The organism is Saccharospirillum alexandrii (assembly GCF_004000275.1).
Lineage (GTDB): Bacteria > Pseudomonadota > Gammaproteobacteria > Pseudomonadales > Natronospirillaceae > Saccharospirillum > Saccharospirillum alexandrii.
Genome location: NZ_RCIP01000003.1, coordinates 243,766 through 262,927, shown reverse-complemented (window position 1 = coordinate 262,927; position 19,162 = coordinate 243,766). Strand labels below are relative to the sequence as shown.

The window sequence follows — 19,162 nt, the reverse complement described above, 5'->3', positions numbered from 1 at the left end:
CATGCATATAGCGGTTATTGGAGCCGGTGTGGTCGGTGTGACGACCGCCTGGGCCTTGCGCCAGCGTGGCCATACGGTCAGCGTGATTGACCCTCAGTCATCCGCGGGAATGGAAACCAGCAAGGCCAACGCAGGCCAGCGCAGCTATGGCTACGTTTACCCCTGGGCGTCGCCGGCGATGATTGGCAAGGCATTGCCCTGGTTGCTCTCGGCTGACGGCCCGCTGAAAATGAAACAACCGCCGTCACTGTCGACGCTGCGCTTTCTCTGGGATACCTGGCGCTATGCTCGCCAGCCCGGGCTCTTCGAGTCGAACAAAGTCGCCATGCTGAAGCTGGCGGCCTACAGTCGCGACTGTTTTATCGACATCGAACAGAAACACCCCTTCGATTTTTCCGGTGGCCACCGAGGGCTGATGGAACTGGCCAGTCATGCAAAAAGCCAGCAAGGTTTGCGCGACAACGCGGCGCTGTTGCAACGTCTGGGCATAGAACATCAAATGCTGGAACCCGATGAGGTGTATTCGGTCGAACCCGGCCTGGCCCGCAACCCGCCGATCCTGGGCGCCTTGCGCCTGAAAGACGACGGCACCGGTGACTGCCACCAGTTTACCCGGGCATTGGCTGACGTTTGCGCTGAGCAGGGTGTGACCTTCCATTACGGCCAGTCGGTTGCCGAGGTCATTACCGAGGCCGGTAAGCCCGTAGCCCTGGTGCTGACCCGTGCCAATGAACCGGGTGCTGTCGAACAGCTCGAAGCCGATGCTTTTGTGCTCTGTGCCGGTGCGGCGTCGTCGGAGGTTGCCCGGGAGTTTGGCCTGAAATTGTCGCTTTACCCGGTCAAGGGTTACTCGCTGACGGCGGCGCTGACCAACCCCGACAAAGCACCGCAATCGACGGTGATCGACGATGAATTCAAAGTGGTGGCCACCCGGCTGAACGACCGGCTGCGGGTAACCGGTTTTGTCGAACTGGCTGACTTTAACCGCGACATACCTGCCCGCCGACTCGACACGCTGAAACGTGCCACCGCCATGCGTTTCCCGGGGGCTGCCGATCTGGAGACGGCCGAAGCCTGGACCGGGTTCCGGCCGATGACACCGGACGGCCCGCCAGCCATCGGCAAGGGCCCGGCTGACAACCTGTTCATCAACACTGCGCATGGCACCTTCGGCTGGACACTCTCAGCCGGGAGTGCACAGATAGTGGGCCAACTGGTCGACGGTGAGCCACCGGCGGTCGACCTTGGTGCGTTTCGGCCTGACCGGTTTGGCTGAACAGCATCTTTCAGATTTTTTTAAGCCAAACCGATGACTCTTCCAGGCGGGAGAGGTATATCTATAGGCCAGTTCAAAAGGAGTGTTGAGATGCAGCCCAGAGATGTAAAAACCAAAGCAGACGCCAAAGCCATTATTGAAGAGCGCAATGCCAGCCAGATAAAAGTCGGGGTATTCGACATTGATGGAGTACTGCGCGGCAAGTACATGAGCCGCAGTAAATTCCTGTCGGCACTGGAAGGCGGCTTCGGCTTTTGTGATGTGGTGCTGGGTTGGGACAGTAACGACCAACTCTACGACAACGTCGACTACACCGGCTGGCACACGGCCTACCCGGATGCTTGGGTCAACATCGTACCGGACAGCTGCCGGGAGATCCCGTCGGAAGGCAATACCCTGTTTTTCCTCTGTGAATTCACTGGCCCGGCCGAAACCATTTGCCCGCGCGGTTTGCTGCGTCGTGTACTGGAGCGTGCCGACGGCCTTGGGTTCAACGCACTTGCCGCTTGCGAATTCGAGTTCTTCCTGTTTGAAGAAACCCCCAAGTCGGTGCGCGACAAACACTACCAGCAGATGACCAGCATCACGCCCGGCTTTTTCGGGTATTCGGTATTGCGCAGCTCGGTGATGGCCGAGTTTTACAACGACTTCATGCATTATTGCAACGCCATGGACATGCCGATGGAAGGCTTTCACACCGAAACCGGCCCCGGTGTACTGGAAGCGGCCCTGGCGGTCGATTCCGCCCTGAACGCCGCCGACAAAGCCGCGCTGTTTAAAACCTTCACCAAGGTTTACGCCCAGCGCAACGGCATGATGGCCACTTTCATGGCCAAGTGGTCGGCCGACTACCCGGGCCAGAGCGGTCACATGCATGTATCGCTGCACAAAAAAGACGGTACTTCGGCGTTTTACGATGAAGCCGGTGGCGAACACAAGATGTCTGAGACCATGCGACACTTCATCGGCGGACAACAGGCATTAATGCCTGAGTTCCTGGCGATGATCGCTTGCACCGTCAACAGCTACACCCGCCTGATTCCGGGTGCCTGGGCACCCACGGCGGCCAGCTGGGGCATTGAAAACCGTACCTGTGCCTTGCGTGCGATCCCCGGCTCACCCAAATCACAACGTGTCGAATACCGCATTTCAGCCGCAGACATTAACCCATACATTGCGTTGGCGGCGGCACTGGCTTCAGGCCTGTGGGGTATCGAAAACCAGGTCGAGCCGGACGCGCCCATCGCCGGCACGGCCTACGATGTCGAGTTCTCGCCCGAACGCACCCTGCCCGCCACCCTGATGGATGCTGCCGGTCGCTTGCGCGCCTCAAACGCTGCACGCGAACTCTTCGGCGACGCCTTTGTTGATCACTACGCGGCAACACGCGAATGGGAAGAACGGGAATTCCGAAAGGCGATTACCGATTGGGAATTGCAGCGCTACTTTGAAATCATCTAGACGATTAACAGGAAGCCAAGAATGACTGAGATGGCAAAAATCATCAGCCCGGTAAACGCCGCCCAGTATGCCGAGCGGCCTTATCTAACCGAGGCTGAGGCCCGTGAAGCTGTAAAACAAGCGTCGGCCGCACAGAAAAAATGGCAAGCCATGCCGCTGGCACAGCGTTTGGAAATATTGGAGCGGGCGGTTGAACTGCTTGATGAGCAGCGCGACGAGTTAGCAGAAGAACTGGCCTGGCAGATGGGTCGCCCTGTTGCTCAGGGCGGCGGTGAAGTGAATGGCTTCAGCGAACGCGCCCGCTACATGCTGGACATTGCACCGCGTGCCCTGGCCGATCTGGAAATGCCCGACAAACCCGGTTTTAAACGCTACATCCGGCGCGACCCGGTTGGCGTCGTGCTGACCATTGCGCCCTGGAATTTTCCGTACATGACGGCGGTCAATACGGTTTGGCCGGCGCTGGCGGCAGGCAATGCGGTGTTGCTTAAGCATGCACAACAAACGCTGTTGTGTGCCGAGCGGTTGCAACGGGTTCTGGAACAGGCTGGATTGCCAAAAGGCGTTTTTCAGGCCGTCACGATAAGCCACGACACCTCGGCGGCTATTTTGAAAGAACCGGCGATTCGCTTTGTCAGTTTTACCGGTTCAGTGCGCGGCGGTCAGAGCATTCAACAGGCGATTGCCGACAGCGGACAGTTTGCCGGTACCGCGCTGGAACTGGGCGGAAAAGACCCGGCTTACGTGCGGGCCGATGTCGATATCGCAGACGCGGCGGTCAACCTGGCCGACGGCGCATTCTTCAATAGCGGCCAAAGTTGCTGTTCAGTGGAACGCATCTATGTGCATCAGGATGTGTATCAGCCCTTTATTGATGCGCTGGTCGCTGAAACCCGCAAACTGGTGCTGGGCGATCCGCTGAAACAGTCGACTACGCTTGGCCCGCTTGTCAAAGCCTCGGCGGCCGATTTCGTGCGCGGCCAGATTGCCGACGCCGTCAAGGCCGGCGCCAAAGCGCTGATTCAGCCCGGAGAATTCCCTGAAGATAAACCCGGCACCGCTTACCTGGCACCGCAGATTCTGACCGGTGTCGATCACAGCATGCGCGTGATGACCGAAGAAAGCTTCGGCCCCGTAGTCGGCATCATGACGGTGGCGTCGGATGAAGAAGCCATTCAACTGATGAACGACAGCGAATTTGGCCTGACCGCTTCTATCTGGACGCGGGATCTGGACGCTGCCGAACGCCTCGGGCGCGAGATCCAGACCGGCACGGTGTTTATGAACCGCTGCGATGTACTTGATCCGGCCCTGGCCTGGACCGGCGTCAAACACACTGGCCGGGGTGCCTCGCTATCCGAAATCGGTTACGACGCCCTGACCCAACCCAAGAGTTTTCACTTACGACTGCCCAGCGGAGGCTGACCCATGACCACCGACACCTCGTTAATCGCAAACTGGGGCATGCCCAATCGCATCCTGGTTGGCCCGGACCGTTTGAAGGAACTGCCCGAGCTGTGCCAGGAGCTGGGCTTCAAGGCGCCGCTGCTGGTCACCGATCGTGGGCTCGCTGGCTTGCCCATGGTGACAGACACCCTGGCGGCGCTGACCAGTGCTGGTCTCAGCGCGGCACTCTTTGCCGACGTGGAAGGCAACCCGACTGGCCCCATGGTTGAAGCGGGCGTAACCGCTTATCGTCAGGGCGGGCACGACAGCGTCGTTGCCCTCGGTGGCGGCAGCGGTCTCGACGTTGGCAAGGCCATTGCCTTTATGTCGGGCCAGACCCGACCGATCTGGGATTTTGAAGACATCGGCGATTACTGGACCCGCGCCGACGCCAATGGCATCGCTCCGGTCATCGCCATTCCGACGACGGCCGGTACCGGCTCGGAAGTCGGGCGGGCCTCGGTCATCGCCAACGAAGCCGAACACCGCAAAATCATCGTCTTTCACCCGAAGATGCTGCCAGTCGCCGTCATTCTGGACCCGAAAGTCACCACCGCCTTGCCGCCCCACATCACCGCCGCAACCGGTCTGGATGCCTTCATCCACAGCTTCGAAGCCTACTGCGCCCCGGGCTTTCACCCGATCTGTGAAGGTATCGCGCTGGAAGGCATGCGCCTGGTCGCGGCGTCGCTGCCAGTCGCCTACAAAGACGGCAACAACCTGGAAGCGCGCACCAAAATGCTCACTGCGGCCAGCATGGGCGCCATCGCCTTTCAAAAAGGGCTGGGTGGCGTACACGCCATATCCCATGCCGTCGGCGCCATGTACAACACCCATCACGGCCTCACCAACGCCGTGGTACTGCCTTACATCATGGTGCACAACCGCGCCAGCATTGAGCACCGCATGGTACCGGTCGCCCAGGCAGTAGGCCTGCAAGACACTTCCTTCGACGCCTTGCTGCAGTGGGTGCTGGATTTCCGGCGTGAGCTGGGCATTCCCCACACCCTGGCTGAGATCGACGTGCCTGACGATCAGGCATACGAGGTCGGCCGCCTCGCCGCCGTTGACCCCTCAGCCGGTGGCAACCCACAACCGTTGAACGCAGCCGTGCTGACTGAAGTATTTCGAAAAGCGGTTCATGGTCGGTTGTAAAAGCATTCAGAATTGACTGGAAAGCGAGCGATGGGTGGCGGTGGGTGCCTCTGCGGGGGTAGTCCGCAACATGGATGTTGCGGTCTAGGCTCCATGGACGGATTCACGCCGACCCCCGCAGAGGCACCCACCGGTGCCCGTCGCGGACCAAAGCCGCCAAACAAGCCCGAGCCACAGTAAGAAAAGGGGGTGCCAAACGCCCCTGTTAATCCGTATAATCTGCGCCCCATTTTCCGGGATTTGGTGAAAATTTGATCACCAGGCCCCGGCTCAGTTCAACCCGAGGTGTTCAGTGCAATTTCCCAAGCGTTACGATGTCATAGTGATCGGTGGCGGTCATGCCGGAACCGAGGCGGCGCTCGCGTCTGCCCGCACCGGTGCCCAGACGTTGCTGCTGACCCACAACGCCGATACCGTCGGGGTCATGTCCTGCAACCCCGCCATTGGGGGCATTGGCAAGAGTCATCTGGTCAAGGAAATCGACGCCCTCGGCGGCGCCATGGCGCGTGCGACTGATCGCGCCGGTATCCAGTTCCGGGTATTGAACAGCCGTAAAGGTCCGGCCGTACGCGCCACCCGCGCTCAGGCCGACCGCCAGTTGTACCGGGCCGCGATTCGGGAAATCGTTGAGCTGCAGCCGAACCTTGAACTGTTTCAACAGTCGGCCGACGACCTGTTATTGGAAAACGACGTGGTTACTGGCGTTGTGACCCAGACGGGTATTCACATCATGGCCACCACCGTGGTGCTGACCGCCGGCACCTTCCTGGGCGGCAAAATCCACGTTGGCATGCAGAACTACTCCGGCGGCCGCATGGGCGATGCGCCCAGCAATGCACTGTCGCAGCGTTTGCGTGAACTGCCATTCCGGGTGGGCCGGCTGAAAACCGGTACCCCGGCGCGCATCGACGGCCGCAGCCTCGATTACAGCCAACTGACCGAACAGCCGGGCGACACGCCGCTGCCGGTGATGTCCTATATGGGCCGTGTCGAAGAGCACCCGCGTCAGGTGGCCTGCTGGATCGCGCATACCACCGAGCGCACGCACGACATCATCCGCGACAACCTGCACCAGTCGCCCATGTACGCCGGTGAAATCGAAGGCATCGGCCCGCGCTACTGCCCGTCGATTGAAGACAAGGTCACCCGCTTTGCCGACAAGACCAGTCACCAGGTGTTCGTCGAGCCTGAAGGCCTGACCACCTACGAAATGTACCCGAACGGCATCTCCACCAGCCTGCCGTTCGACGTTCAGATCGACTTTATTCAAAGCATCAAGGGCTTCGAAAACGCCCACATCACCCGGCCCGGTTACGCCATCGAATACGATTACTTCGATCCGCGTGACCTCAAACACAGCCTGGAAACCAAGTTCATCGGCAATCTGTTCTTCGCCGGTCAGATCAACGGCACCACCGGCTACGAAGAAGCCGCCGCCCAGGGCCTGCTGGCCGGGGTCAACGCGGCCCGTCGTGCTGCCGGTGAAGACGCCTGGACGCCGCGCCGCGATGAAGCCTATCTGGGTGTGCTGGTGGACGACCTGATCACCATGGGCACGCTGGAACCGTACCGGATGTTCACCAGTCGCGCCGAATATCGCTTACTGCTGCGTGAAGACAACGCCGATGCGCGGTTGACCGAAACCGGCCGGTCACTGGGCCTGGTCGATGACGCCCGCTGGGCGGCGTTCAGCACCAAACAGGAAGCCATTGCCCGTGAAACCCAGCGGTTGAACAGCACCTGGGTACAGCCGAAGTCGGCCGAGGCGCAAGCATTGCACGACAAACTGGCACAGCCGCTGTCACGCGAGACGACGCTGCGTGACCTGCTGAAACGGCCGCAACTGACCTATGCCGACATCGCCGAACTGGTGCCGACTGAATCGCTCGACCCAGCCGTGAGCGAACAGGTCGAGATCAGTGCCAAGTACGAAGGCTACATCCAGCGCCAGCAGGACGACATCGACACCCTGCGCCGCCACGAGAGTATGAAACTGCCGGCCGAACTGGATTTCGACGCCATCGGCGGCCTGTCGAATGAAGTGAAGCAGAAATTGAAGCAAACCCGGCCGGAAACACTGGCGCAAGCCTCGCGTATTTCCGGGGTCACACCGGCGGCAGTCTCAATGTTGCTGATTCATCTGAAGAAGCAGTCCGCCGCCAGCAAGGCCGCTCAGGTTGAGAAGCACAGCGCATGAGTGAGCGCTATGCATCGCTGTTAAGCGACGGTCTGGCTGAACTGAATATTGAGCTTGAGGCGGCTGTTCAACAACGGTTGCTGGCTTACCATGCGCTGCTGGCCAAGTGGAACAAGGCCTACAATTTGACCTCGGTGCGCAAGCCCGAGGAAATGATTACCCGGCACCTGCTCGACAGCTTATCGATACTGCCGTTCGTTGGCCCGGGTGATTTACTGGATGTCGGCACCGGGCCGGGCCTGCCAGGCATGATTCTGGCGCTGGTAGACCCGGAGAAGCCCGTTACGCTGCTCGACAGCAATGGCAAGAAGACTCGTTTTCTGACTCAAGTGAAGCTGGAGCTGGGTGTTTCTAACGTTGCCGTGGTGCACAGCCGCCTCGAAGCCTGGCAGCCAGGGCGCACCTTCTCACAAATATCGTCACGTGCCTTTGCCACCCTGGCCGATATGGTGGCAAAATCCCGGCATCTGCTGGCACCGGGTGGCCATTTTCTGGCCATGAAAGGACTGTACCCGACCGATGAGATCGCTGCCTTGCCGGGCGATATCCAGGTCGATCGGGTCACACCGCTTACCGTTCCGGGCAGCGCTTTACTCAGTGCGGACGCGCGACATCTGGTACAGTTGTCGGCCCGAACGACATAAGGATTCGGCTTTGACACATATTTTTGCCATTACCAACCAGAAAGGCGGGGTCGGCAAGACCACCACCGCCACCAATCTGCCCGCCTCTCTGGTGGCGATGAAGCGCAAGGTGCTGGTCGTGGATCTGGACCCCCAGGGCAATGCCACCATGGGCAGTGGCATCAGCAAGAATGACATCGACCTCAGCGTCTACGATGTGATCACCGGCAAAGCCGGCTGCGCCGAGGCGATTGTCGCCACACCCGAAGCCGGGTACGACCTGCTGCCTGCCAACGGCGATCTAACCGCGGCCGAAGTGGAACTGATGTCGGTGAAAATGAAAGAGCACCGGCTGCAGTATGCCCTGGCCGAAGTGAAGCACCATTACGACTATATTTTTATCGACTGCCCGCCGTCGCTCAACATGCTGACGGTAAACGCCCTGGCCGCCGCCGAGCAGGTACTGATCCCAATGCAGTGCGAGTATTACGCACTCGAAGGCCTGGCCGCATTGATGGACACCATTCAAAGCATTCAGAAAGTGGTGAACCCGAAGCTCGAAATCGGCGGCCTGCTGCGCACCATGTACGACCCGCGCAACAGCCTGACCAACGATGTATCCGATCAGCTAAAAAACCACTTTGGCGACAAACTTTTCAGCTCGGTGATTCCGCGCAACGTGCGGCTGGCGGAAGCGCCCAGCTATGGCACCCCGGTATTGCAGTACGACCGCTCCTCCAAAGGCGCGCTGGCGTACCTGGCGCTGGCCGGAGAGCTGGTTCGCCGGGTCGAGGGCGTCAAGCCACCCGATACCGAACATTTGACAGGATCTGTGTAAATGGCAGCTAAGAAACGAGGCTTGGGACGCGGCCTGGACGCCCTGATCACTACCCGACGGGAAGTCGAGGCCATTGCCGATCAGCCGGTCTCCCACGTCAACGATGGCAGCTTGCGCATGCTGCCGGTCGAGTGGATACATCGGGGCACCTACCAGCCGCGGCGCGACATGTCGGCCGATGCGCTGGAAGAACTGGCCGCATCCATTCGCGCCCAGGGCGTGATGCAGCCCATCGTGGTGCGTCCACAGGGCCCTGAATCCTTCGAACTCATTGCCGGTGAACGCCGCTGGCGCGCTTCACAGATGGCCGGGCTGGATCAGATTCCAGCCGTGATTCGCGATGTCTCTGACGAAGACGCTATCGCCATGGCGCTGATCGAAAACATTCAGCGTGAAAATCTGAACCCGATGGAAGAAGCGCTGGCACTGCAGCGCCTGCAGAAGGAATTCGATCTGACGCAGGCCGGTGTGGCCGAAGCCGTCGGCAAAAACCGGGTGACAGTGACTAATCTGCTGCGACTGATCAGTCTGGAAGCCGATGTACGCCGTATGCTTGAGCACGGCGACCTGGAAATGGGCCATGCCCGGGCGTTGTTGGGTGTCCAGGGCGAGCAGCAAATAGAAGCGGCGCGCCAGGTGGTTGCCAAGGGCATGACGGTGCGACAGACCGAACAATTGGTGCGCAACCTGGTCGAAGGCAAAAAAACCGGACTGGATCGTTCGGAGCACAAAGCCGACGCCAACATCCAAAACCTGGAGGAGATGCTGTCGCAGCGCCTGGGCGCAACCGTGTCGATCAAGCATGGCGCGCGCGGCAAGGGCTCCCTGGTGATCAAATACAACAGCCTGGATGAGCTCGACGGTATCCTGAACCACGTAAAGTAGGGCCTGACAGTGTTCGGTCGTGTCAAATTGCGTTCAAAAACAGCCATTTGCCCGGACGTGGCTTGGTCGGAAAGAGAGTGTGTTGCGTGTTGATGCGACTAGCCGACTCCAATATACTCTGCCGAGTTTTGCCGAGCCTCCAATGGCACGGTACCGCTCAAACCCGGATGATAAGCGGGGCAAGCCTTGGGAAAGGCGCCCAAACCGCCCGACCGTTCAGCCCTACGAATACCGCTGAACGGGATGATTAACAGGGCAAACGACAATAACCGGGACAGAACAGTGGTTTTTCAACAAGCAAGGCCCAAACCGGTTCCCCGGCCCTCGGCCTGGCGGCTGGTGACATGTCAGGCAGTTACCGCCCTGATCCTCGGCCTGGCAGTGGCCGTAGTGATCCCGGATGTCTGGTTTGAAGTGATGCTGGCCGGTGCCCTCTGTGTGGTGGCACAAAGTTATTTTACCTGGCGCAGCCTGCGGCATTTCGGCTCGCGCTACACAGCCCTCTTCGTGGTCGCGACGTCCCAGGGGCTGTTTGGCAAATGGATTATTCTGGCAGCAGGTTTGATACCGGTGTGGGTGACCCAGCCGGACCTGAATGCCACAACAATGTTGCTGGTAGTGGTCGTACTGAACACCCTGTCAGCAATGTTGGCACCGATTCTGGTTAAGTAACCGCTCTAACGGGCGGCCAATAGGGGTAAAGTGACATATGGCAAGTGAAGCAGGCAGTTATGCCAATGCGGGTGAGTACATCTCGCACCACCTGACCAACCTCACTTATGGGAAGTTGGAAGCGGGTGCAACGATGTGCGACGGCTCGACGCTGGAAACCACTCAGTGGGTTCTGGGGGCGTGTTCCGCAGAGTTTAACCAAATGGGGTTCTGGGCGTTTCATGTCGACAGCATGATCTGGTCGGTTCTTCTGGGTGCGATTTTTCTGTTTACGTTCTGGCGAGTGGGCATGAAAGCCACTCAGGGCGTGCCCAAAGGCATGCAGAATTTTGTTGAAACCATCGTCGAGTTCATTGACAGCCAGGTGCGGGATACCTTCCACGGTAAGAACCCTTGGATTGCTCCGATCGCGCTGACCGTCTTCGTCTGGGTGTTCCTGTCGAACCTGATGGACATCATTCCGGTCGACTTGATCCCCTACACGCTTGAACTGCTGGGCGTGAAGTATCAGAAGATCGTTCCCTCGACCGACCCTAACATCACTTTGGGTACGGCGGTGTTTGTATTCTTCCTGATGATCTACTACTCCTTCAAAGTGAAGGGATTTGGTTTCATCAAGGAGTTGTCGTTCACACCGTTTAATCACTGGATCTTTGTTCCGTTCAACCTCTTCCTGGAGCTGGTTGGACTGATCGCGAAGCCGTTCTCTCTCGGTCTTCGTCTGTTCGGTAACCTCTACGCAGCGGAAATGATCTTTATTCTGATCGCGCTGATGTTTGGTGCCGGCATCTTCTTCGCTGTGTTTGGTGGCGTACTGCAAATGGCGTGGGCTATTTTCCACATCATGGTCATTCCGTTGCAGGCGTTCATCTTTATGGTGTTGACCATCGTGTACCTGAGTCAGGCCCACGAAGACCACTAGTCGGGTCGTCGGGTAGGCTCGATGGCTGCCCCGGATTTTGAAAAAACGTTTTAACTTGAAAGCTCTAAACCTTAACGATAGAAAACTTAGGAGAAAAACATGGAACTGGTATTTGTTGCCGCTGCGATCATGATGGGTTTTGGTGCAATCGGTGCTGCTATTGGCATCGGCTTGCTGGGTGGTAAGTTGCTGGACTCTACAGCACGTCAGCCTGAACTGGGCCCCATGCTGCAAACCAAATTCTTCATCGTTGCCGGCCTGGTAGATGCGATCCCCATTATCGGTGTTGGTATCGCGATGTACCTGATCTTCGTAGTGGCTGGTTAATCAATCGGTCCTTTGGGTACTCTGATTAAACCAACCAAAACGAGGTGAAGGCGTGAATTTCAACGCAACGTTTATTGGACAAATCGTCGTCTTTGCCATTTTCGTCTGGTTCTGCGCCAAATTTGTATGGCCTCCAATTATGGATGCCATGCAGGCCCGCCAGAAGAAAATTGCCGAAGGGCTCGATTCTGCCGACCGTGCTGCCAAAGATCTTGAACTGGCACAGCACGATGTGGCGAAAAAGCTGCAGGAAGCCAAGCAGGAAGCCGCTGCCATCCTCGAGCAAGCCAACAAGCGCGCCGCGCAGTTGGTTGATGAAGCGAAAGCTGAAGCTCGTGTAGAAGGTGAGCGCATTGTGGCCGCTGCCCAGTCCGAGGTTGATAAGGAAGTGAACGCCGCGCGGGAAGAACTGCGCAGCCGGATCTCCGAACTGACCCTGGCCGGTGCGGAACGCATTCTGGGCTCCGAAGTCGACGCGAAAAAACACAGCGAGTTGTTGGATAAGCTGGCAGCCGAGCTGTAAGGAGGGATCATGGCAGAATTAAGTACGCTGGCCCGTCCTTACGCCAAAGCCGCGTTCAACGCAGCTCTGGACAGTAAGCAACTGGACGCCTGGTCGACGCAATTGTCGACACTGGCCGCTATCAGTCAGCATGAGACGGTTGAACGTCTCATTGCCAACCCTGAGCTGTCCGCCGCTGACAAAGCCAAAACTTTGCAGCAACTCGCCGGCGATGCTCTGAACGAGGGCGGGTCTAACCTGGTCAGCGTTCTGGCAGAAAATCGTCGTCTTGCACTGCTGGCCGAGATCAGCGAACAGTTCGAAGTGCTGAAAGCGGAGCAGGAAAAAACCGCCGATGTTCTGGTGACCAGTGCATTTTCCTTGAGCGACAGCCAGCAAAAGACGCTGGCCGACAAACTGACCGCCAAATTCAGCCGCCAGGTGCAGTTGACCGTCGAAATCGACGAGTCATTACTGGGCGGTGTGGTGATCAGGTCCGGTGACACGGTCATCGACGGGTCGGTCCGCGGCAAGTTGGCGAAACTCGCTGAAGCAATGAATTCCTAGTGAGGGAAAAAGAATGCAGCAACTGAATCCTTCAGAAATCAGTGACATCATCAAGGAGCGTATCGGCAAACTCGATACCAGCTCCAAGGCCCAGAACGAAGGCACCATCGTCAGCGTATCCGACGGTATCGTGCGTATTCATGGTCTGGCCGATGTCATGTCTGGTGAGATGATTGAGTTCCACAACGGGCTGTTCGGTATGGCCCTGAACCTGGAACAAGACTCTGTTGGTGCGATCGTGTTGGGTGACTACAAGGATCTGGCCGAAGGCCAGACCTGTAAGTGCACCGGTCGCATCCTGGAAGTTCCCATTGGTCCGGAATTGCTCGGTCGCGTCGTCGACGCCCTGGGTAACCCGATCGACGGCAAGGGCCCGGTGAAAACCACCCTGACCGATCCGCTGGAAAAGGTCGCGCCGGGCGTTATTGCCCGTCAGTCGGTCGACCAGCCGGTTCAGACCGGTTATAAAGCCGTTGACGCCATGGTGCCGATTGGCCGTGGTCAGCGTGAGCTGATCATTGGTGACCGTCAGACCGGTAAGACCGCGCTGGCCGTCGATGCCATCATGGCTCAGAAAAACTCCGGCATTAAGTGCGTCTACGTGGCGATCGGTCAGAAGCAATCGACCATCGCCAACGTGGTGCGCAAGCTGGAAGAGCACGGTGCCATGGAATACACCACCATTGTTGCCGCCTCGGCCTCAGAACCTGCGTCCATGCAGTTCCTGGCGCCGTATGCTGGTTGCACCATGGGTGAATACTTCCGTGACCGCGGTGAAGACGCTCTGATCATTTACGATGACCTGTCCAAACAGGCCGTCGCATACCGTCAGATCTCTCTGCTGCTGCGTCGTCCGCCGGGCCGTGAAGCCTTCCCGGGTGACGTTTTCTATTTGCACTCCCGTTTGCTGGAACGCGCCTCGCGCGTGAACGCTGAATACGTTGAGCAGTTCACCAAGGGTGAAGTGAAGGGCAAAACGGGTTCTCTGACCGCACTGCCCATCATTGAAACCCAGGGTGGTGACGTATCTGCGTTCGTACCCACCAACGTGATCTCCATTACCGACGGTCAGATCTTCCTGGAGACTGACCTGTTCAACGCGGGTATTCGCCCTGCGATGAACGCCGGTATTTCGGTATCGCGTGTGGGTGGCTCGGCCCAGACCAAGATCATCAAGAAGCTGGCCGGTGGTATTCGTACCGCTCTGGCACAGTACCGTGAACTGGCGGCATTCTCCCAGTTTGCGTCGGATCTTGACGAAGCGACCAAGGCTCAGCTGGAGCATGGTCAGCGCGTTACCGAGCTGATGAAGCAAGGCCAGTATGCACCGCTGACGGTTGCAGAAATGGCTGTCTCAGTTTACGCCGCCAACGAAGGCCACCTGAAAGCTTTGGAAATCAAAGAAGTCGGTCGGTTTGAAGCGGCACTGCACTCCTACATGAACAGCGAACACGCGGATCTGATGAAACAGATCAACGATACCGGCAACTACAACGACGAGATTGCCGGTTCGCTGAAGGACGCTTTGGAAAAATTCAAAGCAACGCAGACCTGGTAATTCACCGGCTGTCTTCGGACAGCCGATTGAACTGAGGCATTGCTATGGCAGCCGGAAAAGAGATTCGCACGAAAATATCGGGCATTAAAAACACGCAGAAGATTACTTCCGCGATGGAGATGGTCGCTGCGAGTAAAAAGCGTAAAGCTCAGGACCGGATGGACGCCAGCAAGCCCTATGCTGACAAAATCCGGGCGGTGATCGGGCATTTGGCGAACGCCAACCCCGAATACCGTCATCCTTATCTGATGGAACGCGACGTCAAACGGGTGGGCTACATCGTAGTCTCAACCGATCGCGGACTGTGTGGCGGGTTGAACGTCAACCTGTTCAAGCAAGTCGCCAAAGACGTTGCCGACTGGAAACAGAAGGGCGCTACGGTGCAAGTGTGTGCCATTGGCAGCAAGGGTACGGGTTACTTCAAGTCACGCGGTTACGACGTTGTCGCGACCATGACGCAGCTGGGCGATAAACCCGCTGTGAGTGACCTGATTGGCGGTGTGAAAGTCATGCTCGACGACTTCAATGCCGGCAAGATTGACCGCTTGTTTGTGGTGTACAACGAATTTGTGAACACCATGGTGCAAAAGCCCGGAATTGAGCAGCTGTTGCCATTGAAGGCCGCTGAAGACGAGACGTCGCGCCGACATACCTGGGACTACATTTACGAGCCAAATGCCGAAGCGCTGCTGGATCATTTGCTGGTTCGCTATGTCGAATCGGTGGTGTATCAGGGCGTGGTGGAAAATCTGGCTTGCGAACAGGCCTCGCGCATGATGGCGATGAAGAACGCCACCGATAATGCCGGGGAGCTGATCGACAGTCTCAATATGGAATACAACAAGGCGCGTCAGGCAGCCATTACCCAAGAGATCGCCGAGATCGTGGGTGGCGCCTCAGCGGTTTCATAAAACGGTTTTGAGAGGATACAGAAGATGAGTAGCGGACGTATCACACAGATTATCGGCGCCGTTGTCGACGTGGAATTCCCGCGTGACAACGTACCGAAAGTTTACGACGCGTTGAAAGTCGCTGAAGTAAACCTGACCCTGGAAGTGCAGCAGCAGTTGGGCGACGGCATCGTACGTGCCATTGCCATGGGCAGCACCGAAGGCGTTAAGCGTGGACTGAGCGTGGAAAACACCGGCACGGGTATCACCGTACCGGTGGGTGTTGCGACCCTGGGTCGTATCATGAACGTATTGGGCGAGCCTATCGACGAGCGCGGCGACATCGGTGCCGATGACCACATGGTCATTCACCGCGACGCCCCGACTTACGCCGAACAGGCACAAAGCCAGGACCTGCTGGAAACCGGCATCAAGGTAATCGACCTGATCTGCCCGTTCGCCAAGGGTGGTAAGGTTGGTTTGTTCGGTGGTGCCGGTGTAGGCAAGACCGTAAACATGCTTGAGCTGATTAATAACATCGCGACCGAGCACAGTGGTTTGTCTGTGTTCGCGGGTGTGGGCGAGCGGACTCGTGAAGGTAACGACTTCTATCACGAAATGTCCGAAGCCGGTGTTATCAAGCTGGACAAGCTGTCCGAATCGAAAGTGGCCATGGTTTACGGCCAGATGAACGAACCCCCCGGTAACCGTCTGCGGGTCGCACTGACCGGTCTGACCATGGCCGAGAAGTTCCGTGACGAAGGCCGTGACGTTCTGTTCTTCGTGGACAACATCTATCGTTACACCCTGGCCGGTACTGAAGTATCAGCCCTGCTGGGTCGTATGCCGTCTGCGGTAGGTTACCAGCCGACGCTGGCGGAAGAGATGGGTGTTCTGCAGGAACGTATTACGTCAACCAAGACCGGGTCTATTACCTCGGTTCAGGCAGTATACGTACCTGCGGATGACTTGACCGACCCGTCACCGGCCACAACCTTTGCTCACTTGGATGCAACCGTTGTACTGAGCCGTGATATTGCCGCACTGGGTATTTACCCGGCGGTTGATCCTCTGGGTTCAACCTCGCGTCAGCTCGACCCGCTGGTTATCGGTAACGAGCATTACGACTGTGCCCGTGGCGTTCAGGGTGTTCTGCAGAGCTATAAAGAGCTGAAGGACATCATTGCGATTCTGGGTATGGACGAATTGTCTGATGAAGACAAAATGATTGTAGCCCGCGCCCGTAAGATTGAGCGTTTCCTGTCTCAGCCGTTCCACGTGGCCGAGATTTTCACCGGCGCGCCAGGCAAGTATGTGTCGCTGAAAGAAACCATCCGTGGTTTCCAGGGCATTCTGGACGGTGAGTACGATCACGTTCCCGAGCAGGATTTCTACATGAAAGGCACCATCGATGAAGTGATGGAAGCTTACAACGCTCGCTCCAAGAAGGGCTGATCGCGCCGGGGGTTAACATGGCTATGACAGTACACTGCGACATCGTCAGCGCGGAAGAAAACATCTTCTCGGGGCTGGTTGAAACCGTCGTTTGTGAGGGCGAAATGGGTGAGTTGGGCGTTAAGCCCAGCCACGCGCCTTTGCTGACACGGCTGAACCCGGCACCGGTTCGGTTGATTCTGCAGAACGGGTCGGAAGAAGTGTTCTACGTATCCGGCGGCTTCCTTGAAGTCCAGCCGCACGTCGTGACCATTCTGGCCGATACCGCATTGCGTGGTGGTGACATTGACATGGCGGCGGCTGAAAAAGCCAAAGCCGATGCCGAGAAAGTTATCGCCAGCAAAATCGCCGAAGAAGAATTCGCCGTGGTGGCAGCTGATCTGGCGCGTGCGTCAGCCCAGTTGCGTACCCTGCGCGAACTGAAGCGACTGCGCGGCAAGAAATAACAGGCTTTAGTGGCTTGTCAAAAAAGCGACCTTCGGGTCGCTTTTTTTTGCGTAAAATTCGGAGTTTGGTTTCGGTGTCGTGGAAGGAGTCCGTGCCAGTTACCGGTTATGCCTATCCGGGGTCGGCGTAAACCCTTCCATGGGGCCTAGACCGCAACATCCATGTTGCGGACTACCCCGGATAGGCATAACCGGCACCTGACACTAGCATCATGCGGCTTCGGTTCAATACTGTATTCTCGAAGCTCGAAGCTCGAAGCTCGAAGCTCGAAGCTCGAAGCTCGAAGCTCCTTAAAACTTGCCTCACACTTCCAAAACCCCGACACTCCCACTCCATAATAAATTCCAACGATACGCGAATAATAATGACTTCACGCCAGCTCCTCATCGCTATTGGTTTCTCGGCGATGGCCAACTTTTTTTGGGCGACTAACGCCATCGTCGGCAAGATTGCCGTGGTGTCTCTACCGGCCTTTACGCTGTCCCAGTTTCGCTGGTGGCTGGCGTTTTTGCTGATCGCGCCTTTTGGTATTCCGCACATCCGACGCCAGTGGGCCTGGTATCGCACTCATTTCAAGACCTTGCTGTTACTGGCGTTGTTGAGTGTCACGTTGTACAACACGCTTCAGTACTGGGCGCTTAAATACACCCAGCCGGTGAATGTGGGCGCCATGGCGGCGCTGATGCCGGTGATGATCTTTATGCTCAGTGCCTGGCTGGGCATAGGCCGTATGAGCGTTGCCCAGTGGCTCACCGCCACGTTGGCAGTCTTTGGTGCCTTTGTGGTGCTGACCGATGGCCAGATGGCGCTCAGTATTGGCGGCCAGTCGCTGATTGGTGACGGTATCTTTTTCATCGGGTTGATCAGCTGGTCGTTCTATTCGGTGATGCTGAAGAAGCTGCCGGTCTGGGAAGTGAACAGCGTGGGCATGCTGACCTTTTTCATTGGTCTGGGCAGTTTGATGATCGTACCGTTCTGGCTGAGTGGGGCTTTGCGCGGCGAGATTCTGATACCACCGACTGACTTGTGGTGGACGGTGGCTTATGTGGCGGTGTTTCCGTCGCTGGTCGCGTTCTTTTCCTGGATCAAGGCGGTGGGGGCCAGTAACGCCAACATAGCCGGGCTGATGATGACCACGGCGCCGCTGTTCAATGCGTTGCTGACACTTGTGGTGCTGCGTGAGCCGGTGTCGGGGGCTCAGTGGCTGGGCATTGTCTGTGTCATCGTGGGTGTTGCGTTGACCTTGCTGTTGACGCAATTACGGCAAAAAGCCAAAGGAATAGCAGAATGAGCATTGCGATTAAACAAAGCTACTGGGCACTGGCGCTGATCTACCTGATTGCCATGCTGGGCTCGCCCTTTGCGTTCGAGTGGGTGATTAAGGCGGCGCCGATCTGGTTGCTGGCCGTTGCCGTGTTGCGTGCGCCTTCGGTGCCAGCGAAGCCATTGTTATTAGTGGCTATTCTGATCAGTTCGTTGGGTGATGTGCTGCTGGAGCTGAACCTCTTTGTGTTTGGGCTCGGTGCTTTTCTGGTGGCGCAGCTGACGTACGGTGTTTTGTTTGCCCGGCGCTTTGCCTGGCGGCCTGACCGGTTTGCCTGGGTGGTGTTTTTGCTGGTGTGGGCCATGGCGGTGCTGATCTGGTGCTGGCCAAACCTGGAAGCTCTTACAGTGCCGGTGCTGGCGTACATGGTCGCCATCTTGTTCATGGGCGTGGCGGCCTTGAACAGCCGTTTTGCGTTGTACCCGGCTTTTTTCGGGGCGGCGGTGTTTATTCTGTCAGACTCTCTGATCGCCATTGGCCTGTTCGCGTCGCCGTTCCCGGGGCAACCCTGGGCAGTGATGCTGACTTATTACCTGGCCCAGTTCTGTATTGTGCGGGCTTTGTTGCGGGATTGAAAAAAAGCGTTACGGGATTGATGAACAGAACGCCAAGGTCAG

At 57.7% G+C, this 19,162-nt stretch carries 19 protein-coding genes; all 19 read left to right on the top strand.

Annotated elements, in window-relative coordinates:
- Window position 1 precedes the first annotated feature (1 nt).
- The 19 genes from EP166_RS14865 to EP166_RS14775 all read left to right on the top strand — a co-directional run bounded on the left by EP166_RS14865 (window position 2) and on the right by EP166_RS14775 (window position 19,120).
- Window positions 2–1,276 (top strand): D-amino acid dehydrogenase, encoded by a 1,275-nt coding sequence (locus tag EP166_RS14865; RefSeq protein WP_127558469.1) that lies wholly within the window; start codon window positions 2–4, stop codon window positions 1,274–1,276.
- Between the two features lie 90 nt (window positions 1,277–1,366).
- The gene (locus EP166_RS14860; protein ID WP_127558467.1) at window positions 1,367–2,737 is read left to right on the top strand and encodes a glutamine synthetase family protein; all 1,371 of its coding nucleotides are present in this window, start codon (window positions 1,367–1,369) and stop codon (window positions 2,735–2,737) included.
- Between the two features lie 21 nt (window positions 2,738–2,758).
- Entirely contained in the window at window positions 2,759–4,162 is a 1,404-nt protein-coding gene (locus EP166_RS14855; RefSeq protein WP_127558465.1) for an aldehyde dehydrogenase family protein, read from the top strand.
- Window positions 4,163–4,165: 3 nt separating this feature from the next.
- Complete coding sequence (locus EP166_RS14850; protein WP_127558463.1) at window positions 4,166–5,338, top strand: iron-containing alcohol dehydrogenase; 1,173 nt, start codon at window positions 4,166–4,168, stop codon at window positions 5,336–5,338.
- A 292-nt stretch (window positions 5,339–5,630) separates the two neighbouring features.
- Entirely contained in the window at window positions 5,631–7,535 is a 1,905-nt protein-coding gene (gene mnmG / locus EP166_RS14845; RefSeq protein ID WP_127558461.1) for a tRNA uridine-5-carboxymethylaminomethyl(34) synthesis enzyme MnmG, read from the top strand.
- The gene (gene rsmG, locus EP166_RS14840; protein WP_127558459.1) at window positions 7,532–8,179 is read left to right on the top strand and encodes a 16S rRNA (guanine(527)-N(7))-methyltransferase RsmG; all 648 of its coding nucleotides are present in this window, start codon (window positions 7,532–7,534) and stop codon (window positions 8,177–8,179) included. Before mnmG ends, rsmG begins: the two co-directional genes overlap by 4 nt.
- 10 nt (window positions 8,180–8,189) lie before the next feature.
- Window positions 8,190–8,996 carry a ParA family protein gene (locus EP166_RS14835; RefSeq protein ID WP_127558457.1) on the top strand — a complete coding sequence of 269 codons (807 nt, stop codon included), beginning with the start codon at window positions 8,190–8,192 and terminating at the stop codon, window positions 8,994–8,996.
- Entirely contained in the window at window positions 8,997–9,881 is an 885-nt protein-coding gene (locus EP166_RS14830) for a ParB/RepB/Spo0J family partition protein (RefSeq protein ID WP_127558455.1), read from the top strand.
- 339 nt (window positions 9,882–10,220) lie between these two features.
- On the top strand, window positions 10,221–10,553 hold the full coding sequence (locus tag EP166_RS14825; RefSeq protein WP_127558453.1) for a hypothetical protein: 333 nt from the start codon (window positions 10,221–10,223) through the stop codon (window positions 10,551–10,553).
- Between the two features lie 37 nt (window positions 10,554–10,590).
- Window positions 10,591–11,475, top strand: coding sequence for a F0F1 ATP synthase subunit A (gene atpB, locus EP166_RS14820; RefSeq protein ID WP_127558451.1), 885 nt, complete (start codon window positions 10,591–10,593; stop codon window positions 11,473–11,475).
- A gap of 99 nt (window positions 11,476–11,574) precedes the next feature.
- On the top strand, window positions 11,575–11,802 hold the full coding sequence (gene atpE, locus EP166_RS14815; protein WP_028671026.1) for a F0F1 ATP synthase subunit C: 228 nt from the start codon (window positions 11,575–11,577) through the stop codon (window positions 11,800–11,802).
- Between the two features lie 52 nt (window positions 11,803–11,854).
- Complete coding sequence (locus EP166_RS14810) at window positions 11,855–12,325, top strand: F0F1 ATP synthase subunit B (RefSeq protein ID WP_028671025.1); 471 nt, start codon at window positions 11,855–11,857, stop codon at window positions 12,323–12,325.
- A 9-nt stretch (window positions 12,326–12,334) separates the two neighbouring features.
- On the top strand, window positions 12,335–12,871 hold the full coding sequence (locus EP166_RS14805) for a F0F1 ATP synthase subunit delta (protein ID WP_127558449.1): 537 nt from the start codon (window positions 12,335–12,337) through the stop codon (window positions 12,869–12,871).
- A gap of 13 nt (window positions 12,872–12,884) precedes the next feature.
- Entirely contained in the window at window positions 12,885–14,429 is a 1,545-nt protein-coding gene (gene atpA, locus EP166_RS14800) for a F0F1 ATP synthase subunit alpha (RefSeq protein WP_127558447.1), read from the top strand.
- A gap of 44 nt (window positions 14,430–14,473) precedes the next feature.
- Complete coding sequence (gene atpG / locus EP166_RS14795) at window positions 14,474–15,340, top strand: F0F1 ATP synthase subunit gamma (RefSeq protein ID WP_127558445.1); 867 nt, start codon at window positions 14,474–14,476, stop codon at window positions 15,338–15,340.
- A gap of 24 nt (window positions 15,341–15,364) precedes the next feature.
- The gene (gene atpD / locus EP166_RS14790; protein WP_127558443.1) at window positions 15,365–16,774 is read left to right on the top strand and encodes a F0F1 ATP synthase subunit beta; all 1,410 of its coding nucleotides are present in this window, start codon (window positions 15,365–15,367) and stop codon (window positions 16,772–16,774) included.
- A 17-nt stretch (window positions 16,775–16,791) separates the two neighbouring features.
- Window positions 16,792–17,220: a F0F1 ATP synthase subunit epsilon gene (locus tag EP166_RS14785; RefSeq protein ID WP_127558441.1), complete on the top strand. Its 429-nt coding sequence runs from the start codon at window positions 16,792–16,794 to the stop codon at window positions 17,218–17,220.
- 212 nt (window positions 17,221–17,432) lie between these two features.
- Window positions 17,433–18,512 (top strand): EamA family transporter, encoded by a 1,080-nt coding sequence (locus EP166_RS14780; protein WP_127558440.1) that lies wholly within the window; start codon window positions 17,433–17,435, stop codon window positions 18,510–18,512.
- Window positions 18,509–19,120 carry a lysoplasmalogenase gene (locus EP166_RS14775; protein ID WP_127558438.1) on the top strand — a complete coding sequence of 204 codons (612 nt, stop codon included), beginning with the start codon at window positions 18,509–18,511 and terminating at the stop codon, window positions 19,118–19,120. Before EP166_RS14780 ends, EP166_RS14775 begins: the two co-directional genes overlap by 4 nt.
- Window positions 19,121–19,162: the final 42 nt, after the last annotated feature.